The 18,355-nt window shown below is 36.9% G+C and carries 17 protein-coding genes and 1 riboswitch; of the genes, 6 read left to right on the plus strand and 11 right to left on the minus strand.

All coding sequences use genetic code 11. The features are described from left to right. Positions 1-84 precede the first annotated feature (84 nt). Positions 85-858 carry a TerC family protein gene (locus ACZ5R4_RS09240; protein ID WP_109985757.1) on the minus strand — a complete coding sequence of 258 codons (774 nt, stop codon included), beginning with the start codon at positions 856-858 and terminating at the stop codon, positions 85-87. Positions 859-1,340: 482 nt separating this feature from the next. On the opposite strand from ACZ5R4_RS09240, the gene ACZ5R4_RS09245 reads away from it, so the two are divergent. The 4 genes from ACZ5R4_RS09245 (at position 1,341) to ACZ5R4_RS09260 (ending at position 3,891) form a co-directional block, all read left to right on the plus strand. Then, on the plus strand, positions 1,341-1,718 hold the full coding sequence (locus ACZ5R4_RS09245) for a DUF6220 domain-containing protein (protein WP_464368397.1): 378 nt from the start codon (positions 1,341-1,343) through the stop codon (positions 1,716-1,718). Between the two features lie 141 nt (positions 1,719-1,859). Continuing rightward, positions 1,860-2,048, plus strand: a complete 189-nt coding sequence (locus ACZ5R4_RS09250; protein WP_054861169.1) for a DUF5957 family protein — start codon at positions 1,860-1,862, stop codon at positions 2,046-2,048. A 76-nt stretch (positions 2,049-2,124) separates the two neighbouring features. Then, a complete protein-coding gene (locus ACZ5R4_RS09255) occupies positions 2,125-3,204 on the plus strand; it encodes a sensor histidine kinase (protein WP_464368398.1) in 1,080 nt (359 codons plus the stop codon). Then, a complete protein-coding gene (locus tag ACZ5R4_RS09260) occupies positions 3,205-3,891 on the plus strand; it encodes a response regulator transcription factor (protein WP_464368399.1) in 687 nt (228 codons plus the stop codon). A gap of 46 nt (positions 3,892-3,937) precedes the next feature. On the opposite strand, the gene ACZ5R4_RS09265 is transcribed toward ACZ5R4_RS09260, so the two are convergent. The 7 genes from ACZ5R4_RS09265 to ACZ5R4_RS09295 form a co-directional block, all read right to left on the minus strand. Continuing rightward, entirely contained in the window at positions 3,938-5,137 is a 1,200-nt protein-coding gene (locus ACZ5R4_RS09265) for an MFS transporter (RefSeq protein WP_464368400.1), read from the minus strand. 523 nt (positions 5,138-5,660) lie between these two features. Continuing rightward, a complete protein-coding gene (locus tag ACZ5R4_RS09270) occupies positions 5,661-7,577 on the minus strand; it encodes a BglG family transcription antiterminator (protein ID WP_464368401.1) in 1,917 nt (638 codons plus the stop codon). A gap of 82 nt (positions 7,578-7,659) precedes the next feature. Beyond that, positions 7,660-9,048, minus strand: a complete 1,389-nt coding sequence (locus ACZ5R4_RS09275) for a family 1 glycosylhydrolase (RefSeq protein WP_054861166.1) — start codon at positions 9,046-9,048, stop codon at positions 7,660-7,662. Positions 9,049-9,062: 14 nt separating this feature from the next. Further along, positions 9,063-9,368 carry a PTS lactose/cellobiose transporter subunit IIA gene (locus ACZ5R4_RS09280; RefSeq protein ID WP_054788183.1) on the minus strand — a complete coding sequence of 102 codons (306 nt, stop codon included), beginning with the start codon at positions 9,366-9,368 and terminating at the stop codon, positions 9,063-9,065. 207 nt (positions 9,369-9,575) lie between these two features. Next, positions 9,576-10,856, minus strand: a complete 1,281-nt coding sequence (gene celB / locus ACZ5R4_RS09285) for a PTS cellobiose transporter subunit IIC (RefSeq protein ID WP_054788182.1) — start codon at positions 10,854-10,856, stop codon at positions 9,576-9,578. A 30-nt stretch (positions 10,857-10,886) separates the two neighbouring features. Continuing rightward, positions 10,887-11,192 carry a PTS sugar transporter subunit IIB gene (locus ACZ5R4_RS09290; RefSeq protein ID WP_054861165.1) on the minus strand — a complete coding sequence of 102 codons (306 nt, stop codon included), beginning with the start codon at positions 11,190-11,192 and terminating at the stop codon, positions 10,887-10,889. Between the two features lie 198 nt (positions 11,193-11,390). Beyond that, complete coding sequence (locus ACZ5R4_RS09295; RefSeq protein ID WP_464368402.1) at positions 11,391-12,944, minus strand: BCCT family transporter; 1,554 nt, start codon at positions 12,942-12,944, stop codon at positions 11,391-11,393. A gap of 197 nt (positions 12,945-13,141) precedes the next feature. On the opposite strand from ACZ5R4_RS09295, the gene bioB reads away from it, so the two are divergent. Further along, positions 13,142-14,128: a biotin synthase BioB gene (gene bioB, locus ACZ5R4_RS09300; protein ID WP_464368403.1), complete on the plus strand. Its 987-nt coding sequence runs from the start codon at positions 13,142-13,144 to the stop codon at positions 14,126-14,128. Positions 14,129-14,189: 61 nt separating this feature from the next. On the opposite strand, the gene ACZ5R4_RS09305 is transcribed toward bioB, so the two are convergent. Further along, positions 14,190-15,107, minus strand: coding sequence for an SDR family oxidoreductase (locus tag ACZ5R4_RS09305; RefSeq protein WP_464368404.1), 918 nt, complete (start codon positions 15,105-15,107; stop codon positions 14,190-14,192). A 110-nt stretch (positions 15,108-15,217) separates the two neighbouring features. Here ACZ5R4_RS09305 and ACZ5R4_RS09310 point away from each other — a divergent pair, with 110 nt between their 5' ends. Continuing rightward, positions 15,218-15,388: a hypothetical protein gene (locus ACZ5R4_RS09310; RefSeq protein WP_181397689.1), complete on the plus strand. Its 171-nt coding sequence runs from the start codon at positions 15,218-15,220 to the stop codon at positions 15,386-15,388. A 195-nt stretch (positions 15,389-15,583) separates the two neighbouring features. Here the strand turns inward: ACZ5R4_RS09310 and ACZ5R4_RS09315 are convergent, their stop codons facing one another. Then, positions 15,584-16,834, minus strand: coding sequence for an acetylornithine deacetylase (locus tag ACZ5R4_RS09315; RefSeq protein ID WP_277678714.1), 1,251 nt, complete (start codon positions 16,832-16,834; stop codon positions 15,584-15,586). 12 nt (positions 16,835-16,846) lie between these two features. After that, positions 16,847-17,530 (minus strand): thiaminase II, encoded by a 684-nt coding sequence (tenA, locus tag ACZ5R4_RS09320; protein ID WP_054788181.1) that lies wholly within the window; start codon positions 17,528-17,530, stop codon positions 16,847-16,849. Between the two features lie 117 nt (positions 17,531-17,647). Beyond that, positions 17,648-17,745: riboswitch (TPP riboswitch) on the minus strand. Positions 17,746-18,355 lie beyond the last annotated feature (610 nt).

Genomic DNA, 18,355 nt, shown 5'->3' on the forward strand with positions numbered 1-18,355 from the left:
GATAAAAGTAGTTAGAGGTATGTTTTTGAGGATAAAAAAACAGTGAAGAAATAGATGTTTATTTCTCCACTGTTTTCCTTAATATTAGTTAACTTCCGTGCTTTCCGGATTCTTTGGAGCATTTTTACCAGATAGGAACCAACCCACAATAACGATTCCGAGTAATATACCCCAGAAGACAACGGTCCAACCCGTACTGTGTGGGAAGTGTGAATCCAACACACCAACAGAAGGGTGAGATAAGGTGATTACGGCAAGCTTCACCCCAACCCAAGCTACAACAGCATATGCGGTAGTTTCTAAGCCTGGACGGATCTCTAACAACTTCACAAACCATGTTGCCGCAAATTTAATAAGAACTAGACCAGCAATACCTGCGATGACAACTACGATAAATTGGCCACCATCCATTCCCCCGAAATCTCCTAATGGGGAATCAGGTAGTGCAATTGCTAAAGCAACAGCTGCGAGAATCGAGTCAATCGCAAATGCAAGATCTGCTAAACCAATTTTGGCAACAGTTGGCCAGAAGCCACTTCCCGCCTTTTCCTTCTCTTCTTCCGCATCTCCCTCTTTCTTTTTTTTCGGGATAATGTGTTTTAAACCTAAATAAATTAAGTAAATAGCCCCAATTGCTTGTACTTGCCATACATTCGCAATAAATGAAATAGCAAATAATGCACCAAACCTAAATACAAATGCACCAATAATACCGTAATTTATCGCACGTTTTTTCTGATCATCAGGTAAATGCTTTGCAATAACCGCTAAAACTAATGCATTATCAGCTGATAGCAACCCCTCTAATCCAATTAATACTAGTAATGTCCAACCATACTCCAACCAAATCGATTCCAACAGATTTCCTCCTTTAAAATAACAACCTCCAAAACGAATGGAATGGTAAGTATCATGATCGTCTTCATTTCAAGCTAATTCTCCATTGCATTTTGCAAAAGTCGACTAGCGATACCTCGCCTTTTTCTATAATCATCCAAACGAGAATAGAGATCTTTACCACTTATTATTGGCAAAGATCTCTAAAAAAATGAAAGACCTTTACCAATCATGGCAAAGGTCTTGCTAACAACGTGTAAGTCGCCAGTATTGCCGAGAACTAAAATGTTCTGTAATGACGACAATACTGTAAAAGCTACTCCCCTTCTTCGTAATAAAAATATACCAAAACAAACCTTTAAAAGTCAAGACAATTTACAGATTATTTAATCTAGGGTCTAATTTATGGTTTTTATTTAAGAAATATTTAATTCTTTGCTAATGAATTATTTAGAATTAGCTTTTATATTTGTTGTAACAACAGATAGAAAGGATGTTGAGTAATGAACAAAAGTTTTAATAAAATACTATTTCTCGTATTAGCCATGTTATTTGCAGCTGCTATTACGGTGCAAATCTTTTTAGCTGGAGCGGCTATTTTTATCCATCCATCGCATTGGCAAAACCACACGATGTTCGTCCATCTATTTGGTTTTAATCTTCCGGTGATCATGCTTTTAGTAGCTTTTTTTGCTAAAACTCCACGTTGGGCATATTGGTATATTTTTAGCATGTTACTTGGTGTATTCATGATGTATTTCACCGCAAATATCACTTCCAATTTACCTTGGCTCGGGGCTATTCATCCTGTTATTGCTGTATTTCTCGTGTTGGTTTCCTACAGATTAGTATTAAGAACATCGCATTTTATTAGAAGGTGAATAGGGAAATGTTAGAAATTTCTCTACAAATGCTTTCAGTTAAATATTTCATTATTAGTATTTTTATAATCTTTATTGCTTTATTTATTTTTACCATCATTTATTTAATCATTATTAGAAAATGAAGAAAGGAGCATTATTATGAGAGTTTTTATTGCCATATTAGTGGGATTAATTGGAGGATTCATATTAGGTATCGCACTATCTAGTATAATTGGAATTATTGGTATGACCATTTTCCACCAACCTATTGGAATTAAATTTCTTCCATACTATACTGCCCTCATTTGTGCAGTTATTGTTCCTATAATAGATCAAAAAAATAAGTGAAAGGTATAGCCTTTTTCTGAGTATTTATTATAATGAGGAAAAGATCCCATACTAAAAGTAAAAGGAGGTGGCCGTCATGTCTATCCAAAAACGGTTAATCCTCTCGAATATAGGCATGATCATCCTTCCTATATTGAGCCTATTTGTGATTGAAATCGTATTAGGGTTTATTTTCTTTGTATTTTTAAATAGAGAGACCGATAGCAGAACAATCGAGCTTTTTAGTGGGCTTCGATTTTTTACTCTTCTATTGGTCCTTATTGTCACTAACGGATTATTAACCTATTTTGTTTCGAGGAGCATTCTCAAACCTATACAAAAACTATCCCAGGCTACAGAAAGGATTAAACAAGGAGATTTAGATTACAGTGTCTATTCTAATAAGAAAGATGAACTTGCCAAATTATCCAACAACTTTGAAGAAATGCGTATTAGTCTAAAAGAAGCAAGAAGTCTTCAAGATAAATATGAAGAGAACCGTCAAGAATTAATAGCAAGCATTTCCCATGACTTAAAAACACCGATTACCTCCATAAAGGGATATATACAAGGGATTCATGATGGTGTAGCCAACTCTCCTGAAAAACTATCGCGCTATTTATCCACTATTTACCAAAAGGCAGAACAAATGGATGGCTTGATAGATGAACTTTTTTTGTATTCTAAGCTAGATTTAGCTCAAGTACCATTCGACTTTGAACCACTTGATTTACATGCATTTCTTCATGATTTTTTAGGGGAGCTCATCTTCTATCAAGACGATTTAGAAGTGGAATTGAATGCAAATCAGAATGAGCAGTATCTGATTTATGCGGATCGTGATAAAATATACCGCGCGATTACCAATATTATGCAGAATAGCTTGAAATATATGAATAAGAAAGATCAAAAAATAGATGTTAGCTTACAATCTGACAAAGACCATGTAGAAATGGTGATAAGAGATAACGGTCTAGGCATTGCACCTGATGAGTTGCCCTTTATATTTAACAGCTTTTATCGAGCTGATAGCTCTCGAAATTCATCAACAGGCGGGAGTGGTTTAGGTTTATCCATTGTCAAGAAAATAGTCGATGCACATGGTGGTACGATCTGGGCAGAAAGCAAAGAAAAGAATGGAACATCCATCTATATCCGATTTAAAAAGGTGAGATAAATGCGCAAAATTTTAATCATTGAAGACGAAGAAAGCATAGCAAATTTAGAAAAAGACTATCTCGAACTAAGTGGGTTTGAAGTAGATATTGTTTCGACAGGTGATGAAGGGCTCGTCTCCGCCAAACGAGTGAAATATGATTTGATTCTCCTTGATATTATGCTACCAGGAATTGATGGCTTTGAATTATGTCAAAAATTCCGTCAATTTGTAGATATTCCTATTTTGATGGTGACGGCAAGAAAAGAAGATATTGATAAGATAAAAGGCTTTAACAGAGGAGCAGATGATTATATTGTTAAGCCTTTTAATCCTAATGAACTTGTTGCTAGAGTAAAAGCGCATATTTCGAGATATGATCGTTTAACAAATCAGCAGCAAAAGGATTCCAGCATCTCAATAAATGGCTTAGTAATTGATCATCGTGACCGAAGAATCTATGTAAATGAGGAAGAAAGAATTCTTACCGCTAAAGAGTTTGATTTGTTATACTTTCTCACAAATAATCCAAATCAGGTTTTTAGTAAAGAGCAGTTGTTGGAGAGAATTTGGGGTTACGATGCACTTGGAGATAGTACTACTGTCACAGTTCATATTAGAAAGCTTCGAGAAAAGATCGAGAAGGATCCTGCAAAGCCCCGCTACATTGAAACCATTTGGGGTGTTGGCTACAGATTTAAGCATTAGTAACAAACCATTTAAACAGTGGAAAGGGGTATTCCCTCCCACTGTTTTACACTTTAGAATGAGCTGGATATCGGTGTGAGGAGGAGTTTGTATTTCGATACACCGTTATCCATAATGCAATACCACTTATCAATAATAAGGCACTTGTAAAATAAAAAACGGCGGAAATAGAATATAAGCCAGAAATCCAGCCACCGATTAATGGTCCAATAATATTGCCTAAGAATCGGACACTTGTATTATAACCGAGTACTTCTCCTTGAATGGCTAATGGTGTAACCTGACGAATATAAGCAGTTCGTAACGGTATAATTCCCCCTATAGCGATACCTAATAAAAATCTCAATCCAACTAATTGCCAAATATTCGATGCATAAGCCTCTGGAAGATAGAACAATGCTGATAAGAACAATAGTAAAATTAGAATCTTTTCATAACCCACTTTGTCGGCGAGCTTTCCCCAATTACGTGCCATTAACAAATTTCCTAGGCCAGTTGCCGAAAACGCTAATCCCGAGAAAAAGGCGATACTCTCTGATCCATGTAATTCATGCACAAATAATGACAGGATTGGCTGAATGCTAAAGTTCGCAATTTGCACAAACATCGATATAACCATTACCATGACAAGTACTGGATTGAAAAAGATATGTTGTAATACTTCTCTCGTTGAATAGCTTTTTCGCTGTTCGGATGTTTTTTGCTCTACCTTTACTTCTTTTATACCAAACAAGACAAAGAAAGCGGCCATAAATAAAGTGACTGATGTGATCTGAAAGGTGGTTGCATAGCCTAATGAATCAGCTAAAATCCCTCCAAATAGTGGACCGAGTAAGCTTCCTGTTACATTACCTGTTTGTAATGTTCCGAGCACTTTTCCTGCGATTCGTTTTGGAGTTTGTGTCGATATGAGCGCTTGTGACATGGAGATAAATCCAGAGAAAAAGCCCATTAACATACGTAATAGAAAGAGCTGAAACACAGTAGTAACAAACCCCATAAAAAACACACAAACCCCTAAACCAAAGCCAGCAATTACTAAAAACTTCTTCCGTCCATGCTTATCACCAAATCTCCCCCAAATCGGTGCAACTAAAAAGGCGATGAAGAAGGTAATAGCAAAAACCCATCCAGACCATTGCTGCACGAGTTTATCAGGATAATCCCCTAGTGTTTCTATATATAATGAAAGAAAAGGAATAACCATTGTCATACTACCGCCAATAAAGAAATTGGCGAACCACATGATCCCAAGATTACGTTTTGTTCGTTTTTCTTGATCTAAAATGTCTAATCCCTTCTTTAATATTTATTTCGATTCCCTAAATATTATTGTACTCCTATTCCATTGTTTTTGGAAATAAAGCGGCTTATCGTTCTTGCAAATGGCTATCTGAGTATTACATACATTTTAAAAAAGGGGACCCATCTTAGATCCCTCCTTCGTTTATTTAAAAAATTTCCTTATCAATTTGGAAATGATTCTCCGTTTCATACTGTTGCTTGTTCGATGATGTACTCTTCCCTTTCGGACAGCTTGTACATTATTATATATTCGTAACGCCTTAAAAAGTTTTGATTTTAAGCCCATCCTCAGCACCCCTTATTCAGACATTTTAGAACCATTTCCTCACATTATAACGCATTCTTTAAGGGACGAAAAATTTACAAATTAAAAAAACGCACATCCGCTATTCTTTTAGCGAATGTGATAGCTTCTAATTCAAACAAAAAAGACATTCCCTTTTTCCGTTACTGGAATGCCATTTTTAATCAATATCATGAAATACTTTAACTATATCCTCGAACTCTGATGCCTTAATTAACTGCTGCACAAGCCTTCTGCTTTCAATTACTTTTCCTAAAACCTTATACATTGCTTGTAAATCCTCTTGGCTGTTTTTCTTTACACAGAGGAAACAGATAAATTGAACTGGCTTTTCGGCCCACATAATAGGTTTATCCAATGTACAAATTGATAAAAAGGTTTCATTTGTCTTCGGTGTAATCGGATGGGGGATTGCCACAAGGTTACCGAACGCTGTTGGTGCTACGTCCTCTCTTTCATAAATGGCTTCTAGGAAATCATCATCGATTAAACCAATATCGCCCAATTTCTCTGCAACATACTCTAATACCTGTTCCTTTGTATGAAGCTGTTTTCTTAGAAAAGTGAAATCCTTTCCGAGAAAGCGTGTCATTTCATGCTTTTCTTCTAGGACGAGTGTTTCTACTTTACCTAAATCCTGGTTTGAAAGGATTGCATTCACCTCAATCACGGGTATTGGCAGCTTTTTAGGTATTGGGATAGAACTTACAATAAAATCTATTTCTTGCAGGTTATATTGGTGAAGCTGATAGTATTCCGTTGAACCTACAATATCCAGGTACTGACCAAAGTGGGACTTTAACTTATAATAAATCAACTGGGATGTTCCTAATCCGGAAGCACAAACAATAATACAACGCTTCGGTCCAGACACTAGCTTTCTTCGTTCAATTGCAGCCCCAATGTGAAGAGCTAAGTATCCTACCTCATTTTCGTCGATTTTCGTCGAGCTTTCTTCCTCTATTGCCATACTTGCAATAATTCCTGCTTCAAAAGCAAGCGGATAATTATTTTTAATATCCTCAAGCATTGGGTTTCGGATGTTCATTCCAAACTTAAACCGGTTAATCGCAGGCTTAAGATGGAGGCGTAGTGCCATAATTAATTCCTTGTCCTCACTAATACCCAATTGAAGCTTTTCTTCCACTCTATCCAATGCTTTTTTCACTAAATCTATAATCGATTGATCCATTACTTGTTCTACCACATCACTTGATTGTGTTAGTAACTTCGTTCCGAGTAAATGAATCGCTATATAGGCAACTTCCACTTCTGGAAAAGTAACATCAAATGTCTCTTCCACTTTTTGGACAATTTCTTTTGCCACGTTATATTCTGCTTGTTCGATAATCTCTTGCATATCCTGTTTGTACAAGGTTACATGATTACCTGTCTTAATTCGTTTATAAGCAATTAAAATATGGATTACTAAATTATTCATTGCAATATCGGATAACGTAATGTGATGGGATTTAATTTCCTTTAAAATAATCTCTGCGACTTTGTCCGAATCCTTTTGTGAGACACTATCTAAATAAACCTCAGTAACTGGTTCATTACGATCGAAAATATATTCAGACATGCAAAAACGAAGCTTCAATTCATCTCCTGTTACCTTCAAGCCATAATTTGGACGTGATTCTAATGTAATATCATATTTTAATAAAATTTTCCTTACTTCTTTAATATCATTTTGAATGGTTGACTTACTTATATAAATTTCATCAGCTATGTCCTCTAATTTAAGGTAATCCTCACTTAATAACAATCTTCTTATAATATAAGCTATTCGTTCTTCTGGTGACCTCGGCAGCTTCTCAGAATTAGACTCCTCTGCAAACATTGTTTTCAAAAATTCCCGATATTGGTTATCATCCTGAATCATTAATTGATAGCCCTTACCCATTATCGTTTCAATTGTTGCACCATTTTCATTTAATAGCTCACTTAGTTTCTTAATATCTTCTCTCGTTGTCCTTGATGTCACTTGATTCATGTTAGCTAAATAGGTGCCGGATATCGGTCCTTCTCCCGCCATTAATTCACGTAAGATCGTTTTTAATCGTGAGTTCAACAATATGTCTCCCTCCCTTCATCATCATCAATAAGTGTACGCAAAGGAACTGGTAAAAACCAGCCCCTTCACATAGCATAACTTATTAAAAACCATTTTGATTGGATACTTGCTTAAACCAATGAGCACTTTTCTTCAATGTACGCTCTTTCGTTTTTACATCTACGGATACGAAACCATAGCGGTTTTTATAGGCATTGGACCATGACCAGTTATCCATGAATGTCCACATATGATAGCCTTTCGCATTACAGCCTTCTTCTATTGCCTTATGCAACCATTTCAAATGTTCGCTAATAAACTCAATTCGGTAATCATCTTGAATTTCTCCATCTTGTAGGAAACGATGCTCATCTTGCACACCCATTCCATTTTCCGAAACAAAGGATTCTATATTACCATAGTTTTCTTTTAAATTCATCATAATATCATAAATACCTTTTTCGTAAATCTCCCAGCCACGGTATACATTCATCTTACGTCCCGGCATTTCGTAATGATCGAAGAACCATTCTGGCATGAAAGGACTATATGGATTTGGCAAATGTTCTTTCGCTTTTACACGTCGTGGTTGGTAATAGTTTACACCTAATAAATCAACTGTATTCTGCTTTAGTAGCTCTTTGTCACCTTTTTCGGTAACAGGTAATTGCCCATGCTCTTCCAAAATATTAATTAGCTCTTGTGGGTACTCACCTAAAACAGCAGGATCAAGAAAACTACGATTAAAGAATAGATCCGCAATACGAGAAGCTCTTAGATCTGCAGGGTTATTGCTTCTAGGATAAGATGGCGTTAAGTTTAAGACAATACCTATTTTTCCTTCTTTTATCTCAAATTCTCGGAATGCCTCCACTGCCTTTGCACTTGCAATGGCAGTATGATAGGCAACCTGTGTTGCTCTTTTAGCATCAACTACATTCGGATAATGGAAATCGTATAAATATCCACCTTCTACTGGCACAATCGGCTCATTAAAGGTAAACCATTTTTTTACGCGATCTCCAAATAAACGAAATGCTTCCTTCGCATAGTCAACAAAAGCATCAACTACCGCTCTACTTTCCCAGCCACCTTCTTCTTGTAGCTCTAGTGGCATATCAAAGTGAAATAAGTTGACAAATGGTTCAATATCCTTGGCAATTAATTCATCGATCACCTTATTGTAAAAAGCGACTGCTTCAGGGTTTACTTCTCCTCGACCGCCAGGAATAAGACGAGACCATGAAATGGACATTCTGTACGTATTATGACCAATCTCTTTCATTAACTGAATATCCTCTTGATAACGATGGTAAAAGTCGGATGTTTCTTTTGGTCCAACATCTTCAAAAAAACGATTTGGTTCTACTTCATACCAGTAGTCCCATATATTTTTTCCTTTAGCTCCTTCTTCAGCTGCTCCTTCAATTTGTGTAGCAGAAGTTGCACTTCCCCACCAAAAGCCTTCTGGAAATTTGTAATTGATTGTCATCCTTTTACCCCCTCTTATTTGTTACGGTATATCTCAATGATTTCTACAGCAAGATCTCTAACGGTCATTGCTGTCATAAGATGATCTTGTGAATGAACAAGTATAACATTCACACTAGATCCTTCTCCATTAGCCTCTTCTTGCAATAGCTTTGTTTGAAAGCCATGGGCTTTTCCTAACTCTTCTGTTGCTTCTTTAATTAGACGATCTGCTTCATCAAAATTATTTTCTTTTGCATACTGGATTGCTTCCATTGCACTTGATCTACCATTTCCTGCATACAAAATAATTTGAAATGCGATTTCCGTAACTGAGTCCATGCTCTTCACCTCTACTAACAATTTGATAAGAATAAAATGTTTCCCCAGGGAAAGGCCTGTGGGTTTTCATTTATACTGCGCTGACTGTCCGTTTGACGTCCACTTCCAATTTCCAATAAATCTAGCTATTTGGCGACAAACGAATGGTAAATCTCTTTCCAAAGTATACTTATCACAGAAGGTTACCCCCCTTGATAGAGTCACACTCTATTCACCTTTTGCTTCATTTTCGTAATAATTTTTGTCTAATACTTTCAAGAATGGCCACCAAATAATACCAACTACAATAATGTTGAACATTTGAAGCACTGCTCCTTGCCATGCATTACCGGTAGCTAAGAATCCACTCAAGATTGGTGGTGTTGTCCACGGTACGATAATACCAGCTGGTGGTGGAACTAGCCCAATGGACATTGCATAATAGGTAATGATCGTTACGACTACTGGCGCTATTAACCACGGTATTATGATAATTGGATTCATAATAATCGGTAATCCAAAGATAATAGGCTCATTCACGTTAAAGATACCTGCTGGTCCACCTAATTTACCTAATTCTTTTAGCTGTCTACTTTTCCCAATCATAAAGATTAAGATAACAACAGCTAAGGTCATACCTGATCCACCCATTCCAACAAGGAAGGTATCAATAAATTGCTTTGTTACAATATTCGGAAGCTCTGTTCCAGCTTGAAATGCTTGTAAGTTTTCATCATTTAACGCATACCAAATTGGATCAAATACGGAATTAATAATAATTTGTCCATGTAATCCAAAGAACCAGAAGATTTGGATGAGTAGAACTGCAATAAGTGTTGCAGGAAGTCCACTTCCTAACACCGTTAGTGGCTGCTGGATTACGGTATAAATAAAGTTTTGTACGGTATCAAATGGTGTATAGCTGAAAATAATACGAATCACTAAAAATACGGATAACGTTAATGTAATCGGAATTAGTGCACTAAATGATCTGGATACTGCTCCTGGTACACCTGCTGGCATTTTGATTGTTAAATTCTTTTGTACGAAAAAACGATATAATTCTGCTGAAATAAAGGCAGTAAAGATTCCTAAGAACATCCCTTCAGCGCCAATACTTGATGTTGGGATAACACCGGAAACACCTTCTAATACTTGAGGGGTTAAGATAAGAAATGCAGCAAGCGCAACTACCCCTCCATAGATGGCATCGACTCCATAATGCTCGGTTAGTTTATACCCTATACCTATGATAACGAATATCCCCATGATGCTAAGGGTTGCAGCAGATGCTGGTCCAAGAGCATTCTGGTAAGCTGCATAGGCATCCTCACTTAAAAACTTATCTAAAAACGGGAAATTAGCGATAACAACAAAAATGGAACCAAATATGATCAATGGCAATGCAACCATAAAGCCATCACGCAATGCAGATAAATAACGGTTATTATTTAATTTATCCGCAATAGGTAATAGCACTCTCTCTAAAAAATCCATAAATTTATTCACTTGTTTTGCCCCCTTATTTAATAAACTTATTTAACCAATAAGCTCAAGTGCTTTAGCTAAAACTGCTTTCCCATCTACTCTTCCATAAGCGACTGGATCAATGACATCTACTGGTACATTAAAATCCTTCGCTGCTGTTTCAAACTTTTTTTTCATAAAACGCATTTGTGGGCCGATTAAAAGCACATCCGCTTTTTCCATATCAGCAATCGCTTTATCTTGACCTACAGCCCAAATCTTCACTTCAAGATTTTGTGCAGCTGCAGCTTCCTCCATCTTAGAGACTAGTAAGCTTGTAGACATACCTGATGAACATGCTAGTAAAATATTTTTCATTTATAATTCCTCCAATGGTTAATGTTTTATTTTGAATCTATCATTATTGTAAGTGTTACGCTTTCAAAACTGAACCTATTGTTTTTCCTCTATAGGTAGGAAGTCTCTAAAACGATTACAGTATCTTTTCAGATAAAAAGGCTGACAGATGGGATGTCTCTGTCAGCCATAATGGTAATAATAGTTACATAATCCTACTTATCCTCTTATATTATAAATCCACGCTTTATCTTGATCCATCATTTTCTTTGCGGCATAAATGGTGAGAAACTGAATCACAATGATAGGTAAGCCCATTAATCCTGAAATGACCTCAAGTGGAGCTAATCCTCCAATCTGCATCAGAATGAGGGCAAGTGTTGTAATAATAGCAGCAACTATTATTCTTAAATTCCTTGATGGTTCATACTTGCTCATATTTTGTCTACTAGTATATGCCGCAATAGTATAAGTAGTGGAATCTAAAGTTGTGGTTAAGAAAATCATCGAAACCACAATGAATAGAATCATGATTACCTCTGACCACGGTAATGTCATTAGTATATTTGGTATAGCGTTAACAGGTTGGTTACTTTCCACTAATTGAAGAATATTTACCTCCCCTGTTAGAAAACGGTGTACCCCTAATCCACCTAGGACTCCTGTTGCCACCCAGGATATCATCGTCGGGGCTAACAAATAAGTTAGAATCATTTCCTTTACCGTTCGCCCTTTCGAAGTTTTAGCAGCAAAGACACTGTGAAGCATTGCCCATGTTGCACTATAGGCAAACCAAAAAATCATATGACTCTGTATATGAGTAGTGGAGTTTAAATCGGTTGAATTCGTATAAAAGGAAAGGGAAAAGTAATGGTTCACTAAATGACCAACCGTGTCTGTAAAAAAGTCTAAAATAAAAATCCCTGGTCCTGCTGTCAAAATAAAAATGGCTAACCCACCTGCTAAATAAATATTGAAGGTACTCAAACGCTTAATGCCTTTTTCAATTCCTAAATAGGCACTTACGGAAAATAAAACCACCCATATAATGGTTACAATCATCGTCATCCCAAAGGTAACTTCAATATTTAATAAATTGGTTAGGTTAGATGTAATAATTGGTGTTCCAAGCCCTAGTGTAACGGCAGCTCCTGAAAGAATACTTATTAGGAATAGAACATCGATCACCTTTCCACCAATCCCGTCGGTGAATCTATCTCCCAAAATACAACGACATGCCTCAGAAATACGCATTAAAGGTCTTTTTTTTACATGGAGGATATACGCCATTGCTGGAGCGGCCATCACGAAGATCGCAAAAACTTGAAAACTCCAAATAAACATACTATATGTATTTCCCCACAATACCGCCTCGGAAGATTCTGGCTGCACCCCAAAGGGTGGATCAATGGCTACTTGTGTCCACTGCACCATCCCTGTACGCATAATTGTAGAACCGATGCCCATTGCAATTAATATCGAGGCATATTCAAACATGGTAAATGAAGGCTTTTCTTTCGGGTCTCCTAATACTACTTTTCCATATTTCGAAAACGATAAATAAAGTCCTGCAGCCAATAAAATCAAGGCATACCATATATAGCCCCAGCTGAAAACTTCTACAATCTTATCAAAAATACTATTTAGTAAAGCAAGTGATTCAGACTCATATAAAGAAAAAGGGATGCAAATGATTAGAATGATTAGTAAGGCTGGGAGAAAGATCCCATAATCGATTAGTTTTCTATTTTTTTGTAAAGTTTTGTTTTCCATAACCTTCTTCCTCCTATGGTAATGATGAAAATTACGAGATATTAAACTCTATACCACGTTTGTATTGGTTTAAACCACGTCAATATGTTAACTTATAAATTTTATAGGTTGACAATAGAAAATTTATTGCTTAAGCTGTTAAGGAAAAGTAAAGGGAAAAATAGGAGTTTACGAATAAAGATAACGGGGGAGAGAAGATGACAAACTGGCAATCAATAGCGGAAAAAGTTCTTCATGGAGCAGATATTACCGATTTAGAGGCATTCCATATTTTAGAATGCCCAAATAAGGAGTTGCTCTCTTTATTACATAGCGCTTACCACATTCGCGAGCATTACTTCGGCAATAGGGTTAAGCTCAATATGATCATCAACACGAAATCTGGATTATGTCCAGAAAATTGTGGCTATTGTTCTCAATCAAGAGATTCAACAGCACCGATAAAAAAATACAGAATGATGGATAAAGAAACAATCGTCCAAGGGGCGAAAAATGCTCATGAGCTTCAATCTGGAACCTACTGTATCGTAGCAAGTGGTAGAGGCCCTTCAGAAAAAGAGCTGAATATCGTAACTGCTGCTGTTAAAGAAATCAAACAACAATATGATATTCGTATTTGTGCTTGCCTTGGATTGTTAAAGCCAGAACAAGCTCGAAAGCTAAAGGATGCTGGGGTTGACCGATACAATCACAATATTAATACGTCTGAAAACCATCATTCTAGCATCACGACAAGTCACAGCTACCATGACCGTGTAGCAACAGTAACTAAAGTGAAAAATGTCGGGATCTCGCCATGCTCTGGTGTCATTGTCGGGATGAGAGAAACAAAACAAGATGTTATCGATATGGCAAGAGCATTAAAGGCACTTGATGCTGATTCTATACCTATTAATTTTTTACATGCAATAGATGGAACATTATTAGAGGGGACGAACGAATTGAATCCGACTTATTGTTTAAAGGTTCTCTGCCTATTTCGGTTCATAAATCCTAGTAAAGAAATTCGTATATCAGGAGGGAGAGAAATAAATTTGAGAAGTCTTCAACCACTTGGACTTTATCCTGCTAATTCCATTTTTATCGGTGATTATTTAACAACAAGAGGACAAGAAGGTTTAAGTGACCATCAAATGATTGAAGACTTAGGTTTCCAAATTGATTATGTGACAATGGATGATTAGCCCTTATTTAATAAGGGAAGAAAAGCTAAAACTTTTTCTAGCAAGGGCTTTGGCCATTTGATCAGACAAAGATTTGACCACCATTTACATGAAGTGTTTGTCCTGTGACAAACCTAGAATCATCAGAAGCAAGATACACATAGGTTGGAGCAATTTCAAAGGGCTGCCCTTGGCGATCCATTGGGTTACCTGCAAGCGGCACTTGATCAGGAGAAAAGCTAGCAGGAATCAAAGGAGTCCAAAACCTCCCAGGTGCAACAGCATTCACTCTAATTCCCTTCTTGATTAAATTCTTCGCCAATGCACGTGTGAATCCTACATTTGCTCCCTTTGTTGCAGTATAATCCATCAGTTGCTCATTTCCATCAAATGCCACTACTGAGGCGGTATTAATGATCGAACTACCAGCATGTAAATATGGTAATGCAGCACGGGTTGTATAAAAATGAGAGTAAACATTCACTTTAAAGGTCTCGTCGAATTGTTCGTCAGAGATATCTTCTAAATTTAATTGTTGAAACTGGATCCCTACATGATTACATAGAATATCCAGCTGACCAAATACTTCTACCGTTTTTTCTACAATGGTCATACATTGTTGCTTTTCTCTTAAATCTCCCGGTAAGAGGAGACAACTTCTACCTAGTTCTTCAATTCTTCTTTTTGTTCTACCAGCATCCTCGTGTTCATCTAAATAGGAAATTGCAACATTTGCTCCTTCCTTTGCGAAAGCAATAGCGATTGCTGCTCCAATTCCACTATCTCCACCTGTTATAAGTGCTACTTTCCCTTGTAACTTCTCACTTCCTTTATAATGTCGATTTTCGACAACTGGTTCTGGCACCATTAATTTTTCTACCCCAGGCTGGCGGTATTGCCTTTGTTCAGGCACTGTCAACGCTATTTCCTCATACTTGGTTATTTTCCCGTAATTAGGAGGTATAGGATAATGTTGTGGATCTGACCTCTCTTCATTCATGCGAAAGCACCTTCCTATCAACATGTTATATAGATACTTTATGAATTTAGAATGGATATGTGCCCATTTTTTACTATACGAGCATAATGTAGAAGAAGGAGGTGCAAAACATGCAATACTATTATAACCCTGAGGTGAAATATTTACTGTTAACAGAGGCATATCATAAAGAAAAAATCTTATATGCTCACAACTCAAAACCATTCGAAGCTCCCATGATTGGGCCGAGACCCCCATTTTATTGTAATCCGATCTATCAGTCTTATTATCCGATTATATAAAGTGCAGCTATGATTTCTAAGGATGGAGTTGCTAAGGTGCATTTTTTTATCTTGGCCATATTGTCTCGACATTGCGAGATCGCCAAGATATATCTTTTTATCTTGGCCATCTGCTTCGACATTGTAAGATTACCAAGATATATCTATTTATATCTTGGCAATCCGGTTCAATTATAACACGATGATATCCAGATTTTATCCTTCTTTTCTCTTGTTACACCAGTCTGTAATGAAGATCATTAATGTTTTGGCAAAGCGTAATAACTCGTCCCATTCTATTTTTTCATCAACAGAATGGGCTTCCTTTAATTTCCCTGGTCCATAAATGGCGGTGGGGATACCACCTTCATGAAACCACCCTGCATCTGTAACGGTTTCCGACATACCTATCATCGCCTTTGATTGTTCCACTTTTTGATGGGATTGTTGGAGCATTTGGATTGCAGGATGATCCTTACTAATTTCGGCAGAAGGAAAAACTTCTCCTCTTTCTTCTAGCATAGATTTCCCTCCCCAACGAAAGAGGAGCGGGTTTTCTTGGAACCACGGATCGTCTTTTATTGAATTTCTCAGGTGATTTTCAATTTCCGCCACCACCGATTGATAGCTCTCATTCGGATAAAAATGTACAGTCACCCATAGACTACATTGATCTGCTACAAATGCCGCATGTCTGCCCCCTTCTATGACCGCAGGATTAATTGTAGTTGTTCCTTTTCTAAAGCCTGGATATTGTTTGGTTTCTGCCCACTCTTGCTCCAAATCTTGTAAGCTCGCAATAATTTTCATCATTTTTTCTATTGCACTTGCACCCTCCGATGTTTGTAAGATAGCTGCACGCATTCCGTCATGAAAAACTTCCTTGCTTTTTACAGTAATCCATCCAGTGATTACACCTCCTTGACCATGGATTTTTCGATCACTTCCATCGACAACTAGTGCAAAATCGGCAGTATAACCTTTTTCCAGACAGGATAATGTCCCTGCTTCTCCTGCCTCTTCACCGATCACCGTTTGAATCTGCAAGTCTCCTTTTAATGAGATACCTTGCTCATTTAATAGTTTCATTGCGAACAAAGTAGCAGCAATTGCTCCCTTCATGTCGGAAACACCACGACCATAGACGAAGCCAGCCTTCTCTGTCAATTCAAATATCGGCACTGTCCAATCTGCTTTATCCCCAACATCAGCAACATCCACATGACCATTTATAATCAAGCTATTGTATGAACTACTTTCCTCACCTTTTTTCACTGCAACCATATTAGGATCCTGTGGAAAGACATCCCACCTCGTTGTATCAAATCCTTCCTTTTCTAGAAAATTGGCGATATAGGACTGAATTCCTTCTGTATTTCTAGCTGGTGGGCTAACAGTAGGAAAGCTAATCAATTTTGCTAATATTTCTTTTAACTCCTGCGCGTGTTCATCGACTAAATCAATCATAAGCTATTCCTCCTAATTTAGGCTTACTGGCCAATCTTCTCGTTTTTCTACCATATCCCAGAACATATATTCAAACTGACTTGTTCGAATGACAATCTCTTCTAGTCTAGTTAAATCCTCTTCTGATTTTCCTTTTGCCATTTTGTTCATTAAATGTTTGCAATTCTCTGCAAGCTCTGTAAATTCGGGAGATTGATACATCTTCACCCAGCTACTATAAAAATTTTCATCTAATGCTCCTGGCCATGTTGCTAGTGATTTACCGATAAAATTATAACTCCATTCACACGCAAGTACCGATGCGACGACATTCTCTATCCCTCCACGCTGAGATACATTTAGCATATAGCTAGTGTAGGCAGTAGTAATAGCGGAAGGTTCTGTGGACTCGAGATCCTCTCTGGTTATACCAAAATCAGCCGCATATTTTCTGTGTAAATCCATTTCAAGATCAAGCACACCGTGTAGTAGCTTGGCAAATATAGTCATCGTTTCTAAGTCTTCTGCCTTCGCACTCCCTAATGCGAATAGTCTCGAATAATCCATTAAATAGACATAATCCTGCTTTAACCAATGCTTAAACTTATCCTGCTCTAAAGTACCGTTTCCAAGGCCTTTCACAAAAGGATGCTCTAAGTAAGAGCTCCAAATTGGTTCCACCTTTTTCCAAAGATGATCCGTAAATAATTGATTCAATTTATTTCCTCCTCTTTATTTCCGACTAGGCGGTAACATCCCGTGACAAACCAAAAAACCCATCACCAATGTAAGGAGATGGGTTGAACATACATAGCCAATGATTCGTCTATGCACAAACTGCCAATTCCACTTCCCTACGCTAGTGTTAACTAGATCAGGTTCAAAGGGTCGATCAAATCTCTCAGCACCTACATGCTCCCCTAGTCGAATCTACTTATTTTTTTATTCCCTACCAGTATAAGACATCGATTATAGAATGACAAATTAATTGGAAATAAGGAGGTCACTTAGTCGTGTAGCACATCCTCGCTCTTTATCCTATCATGAATCACGAGCCTATCCTGTTCAGGACCTAACAGACTACACATGTCGATAATGTGATCTTGTCCTTCTCACTAACCTGGACATCTGCTTGCATTGTTGATTTATTCTTTACTAATCACAAGTAATCTCTGTATTCCTTATCATTCGCAAACTCTGTTTGTAGATAAAAAAAATCTGTTGTTCATTATAAATGCCGAGTGTAAGGTCTTTGTAAATAACTAGTATAGAATTATTTATTTTTACAAACTATGTAATAATTTCACTTTTTATTAATGACAATTTGTATATTTACTAGATATAATCCGAAAGAACAGCAATTAATGCAACCAATTTAAAAAGGAAAGAAGGAGATTTTGGGGTATATTACAATAAATCCAAATTTATCTAGCTAAGTATTGTAAGTGGAACAAATGACTAATTTTCAAATTATCAATAGATATCATTGCTTTTCGAATAATTACATGCTATTATTTAAATATTTTGAAAATAAAAATAAAA

The organism is Gracilibacillus sp. JCM 18860 (assembly GCF_055395245.1).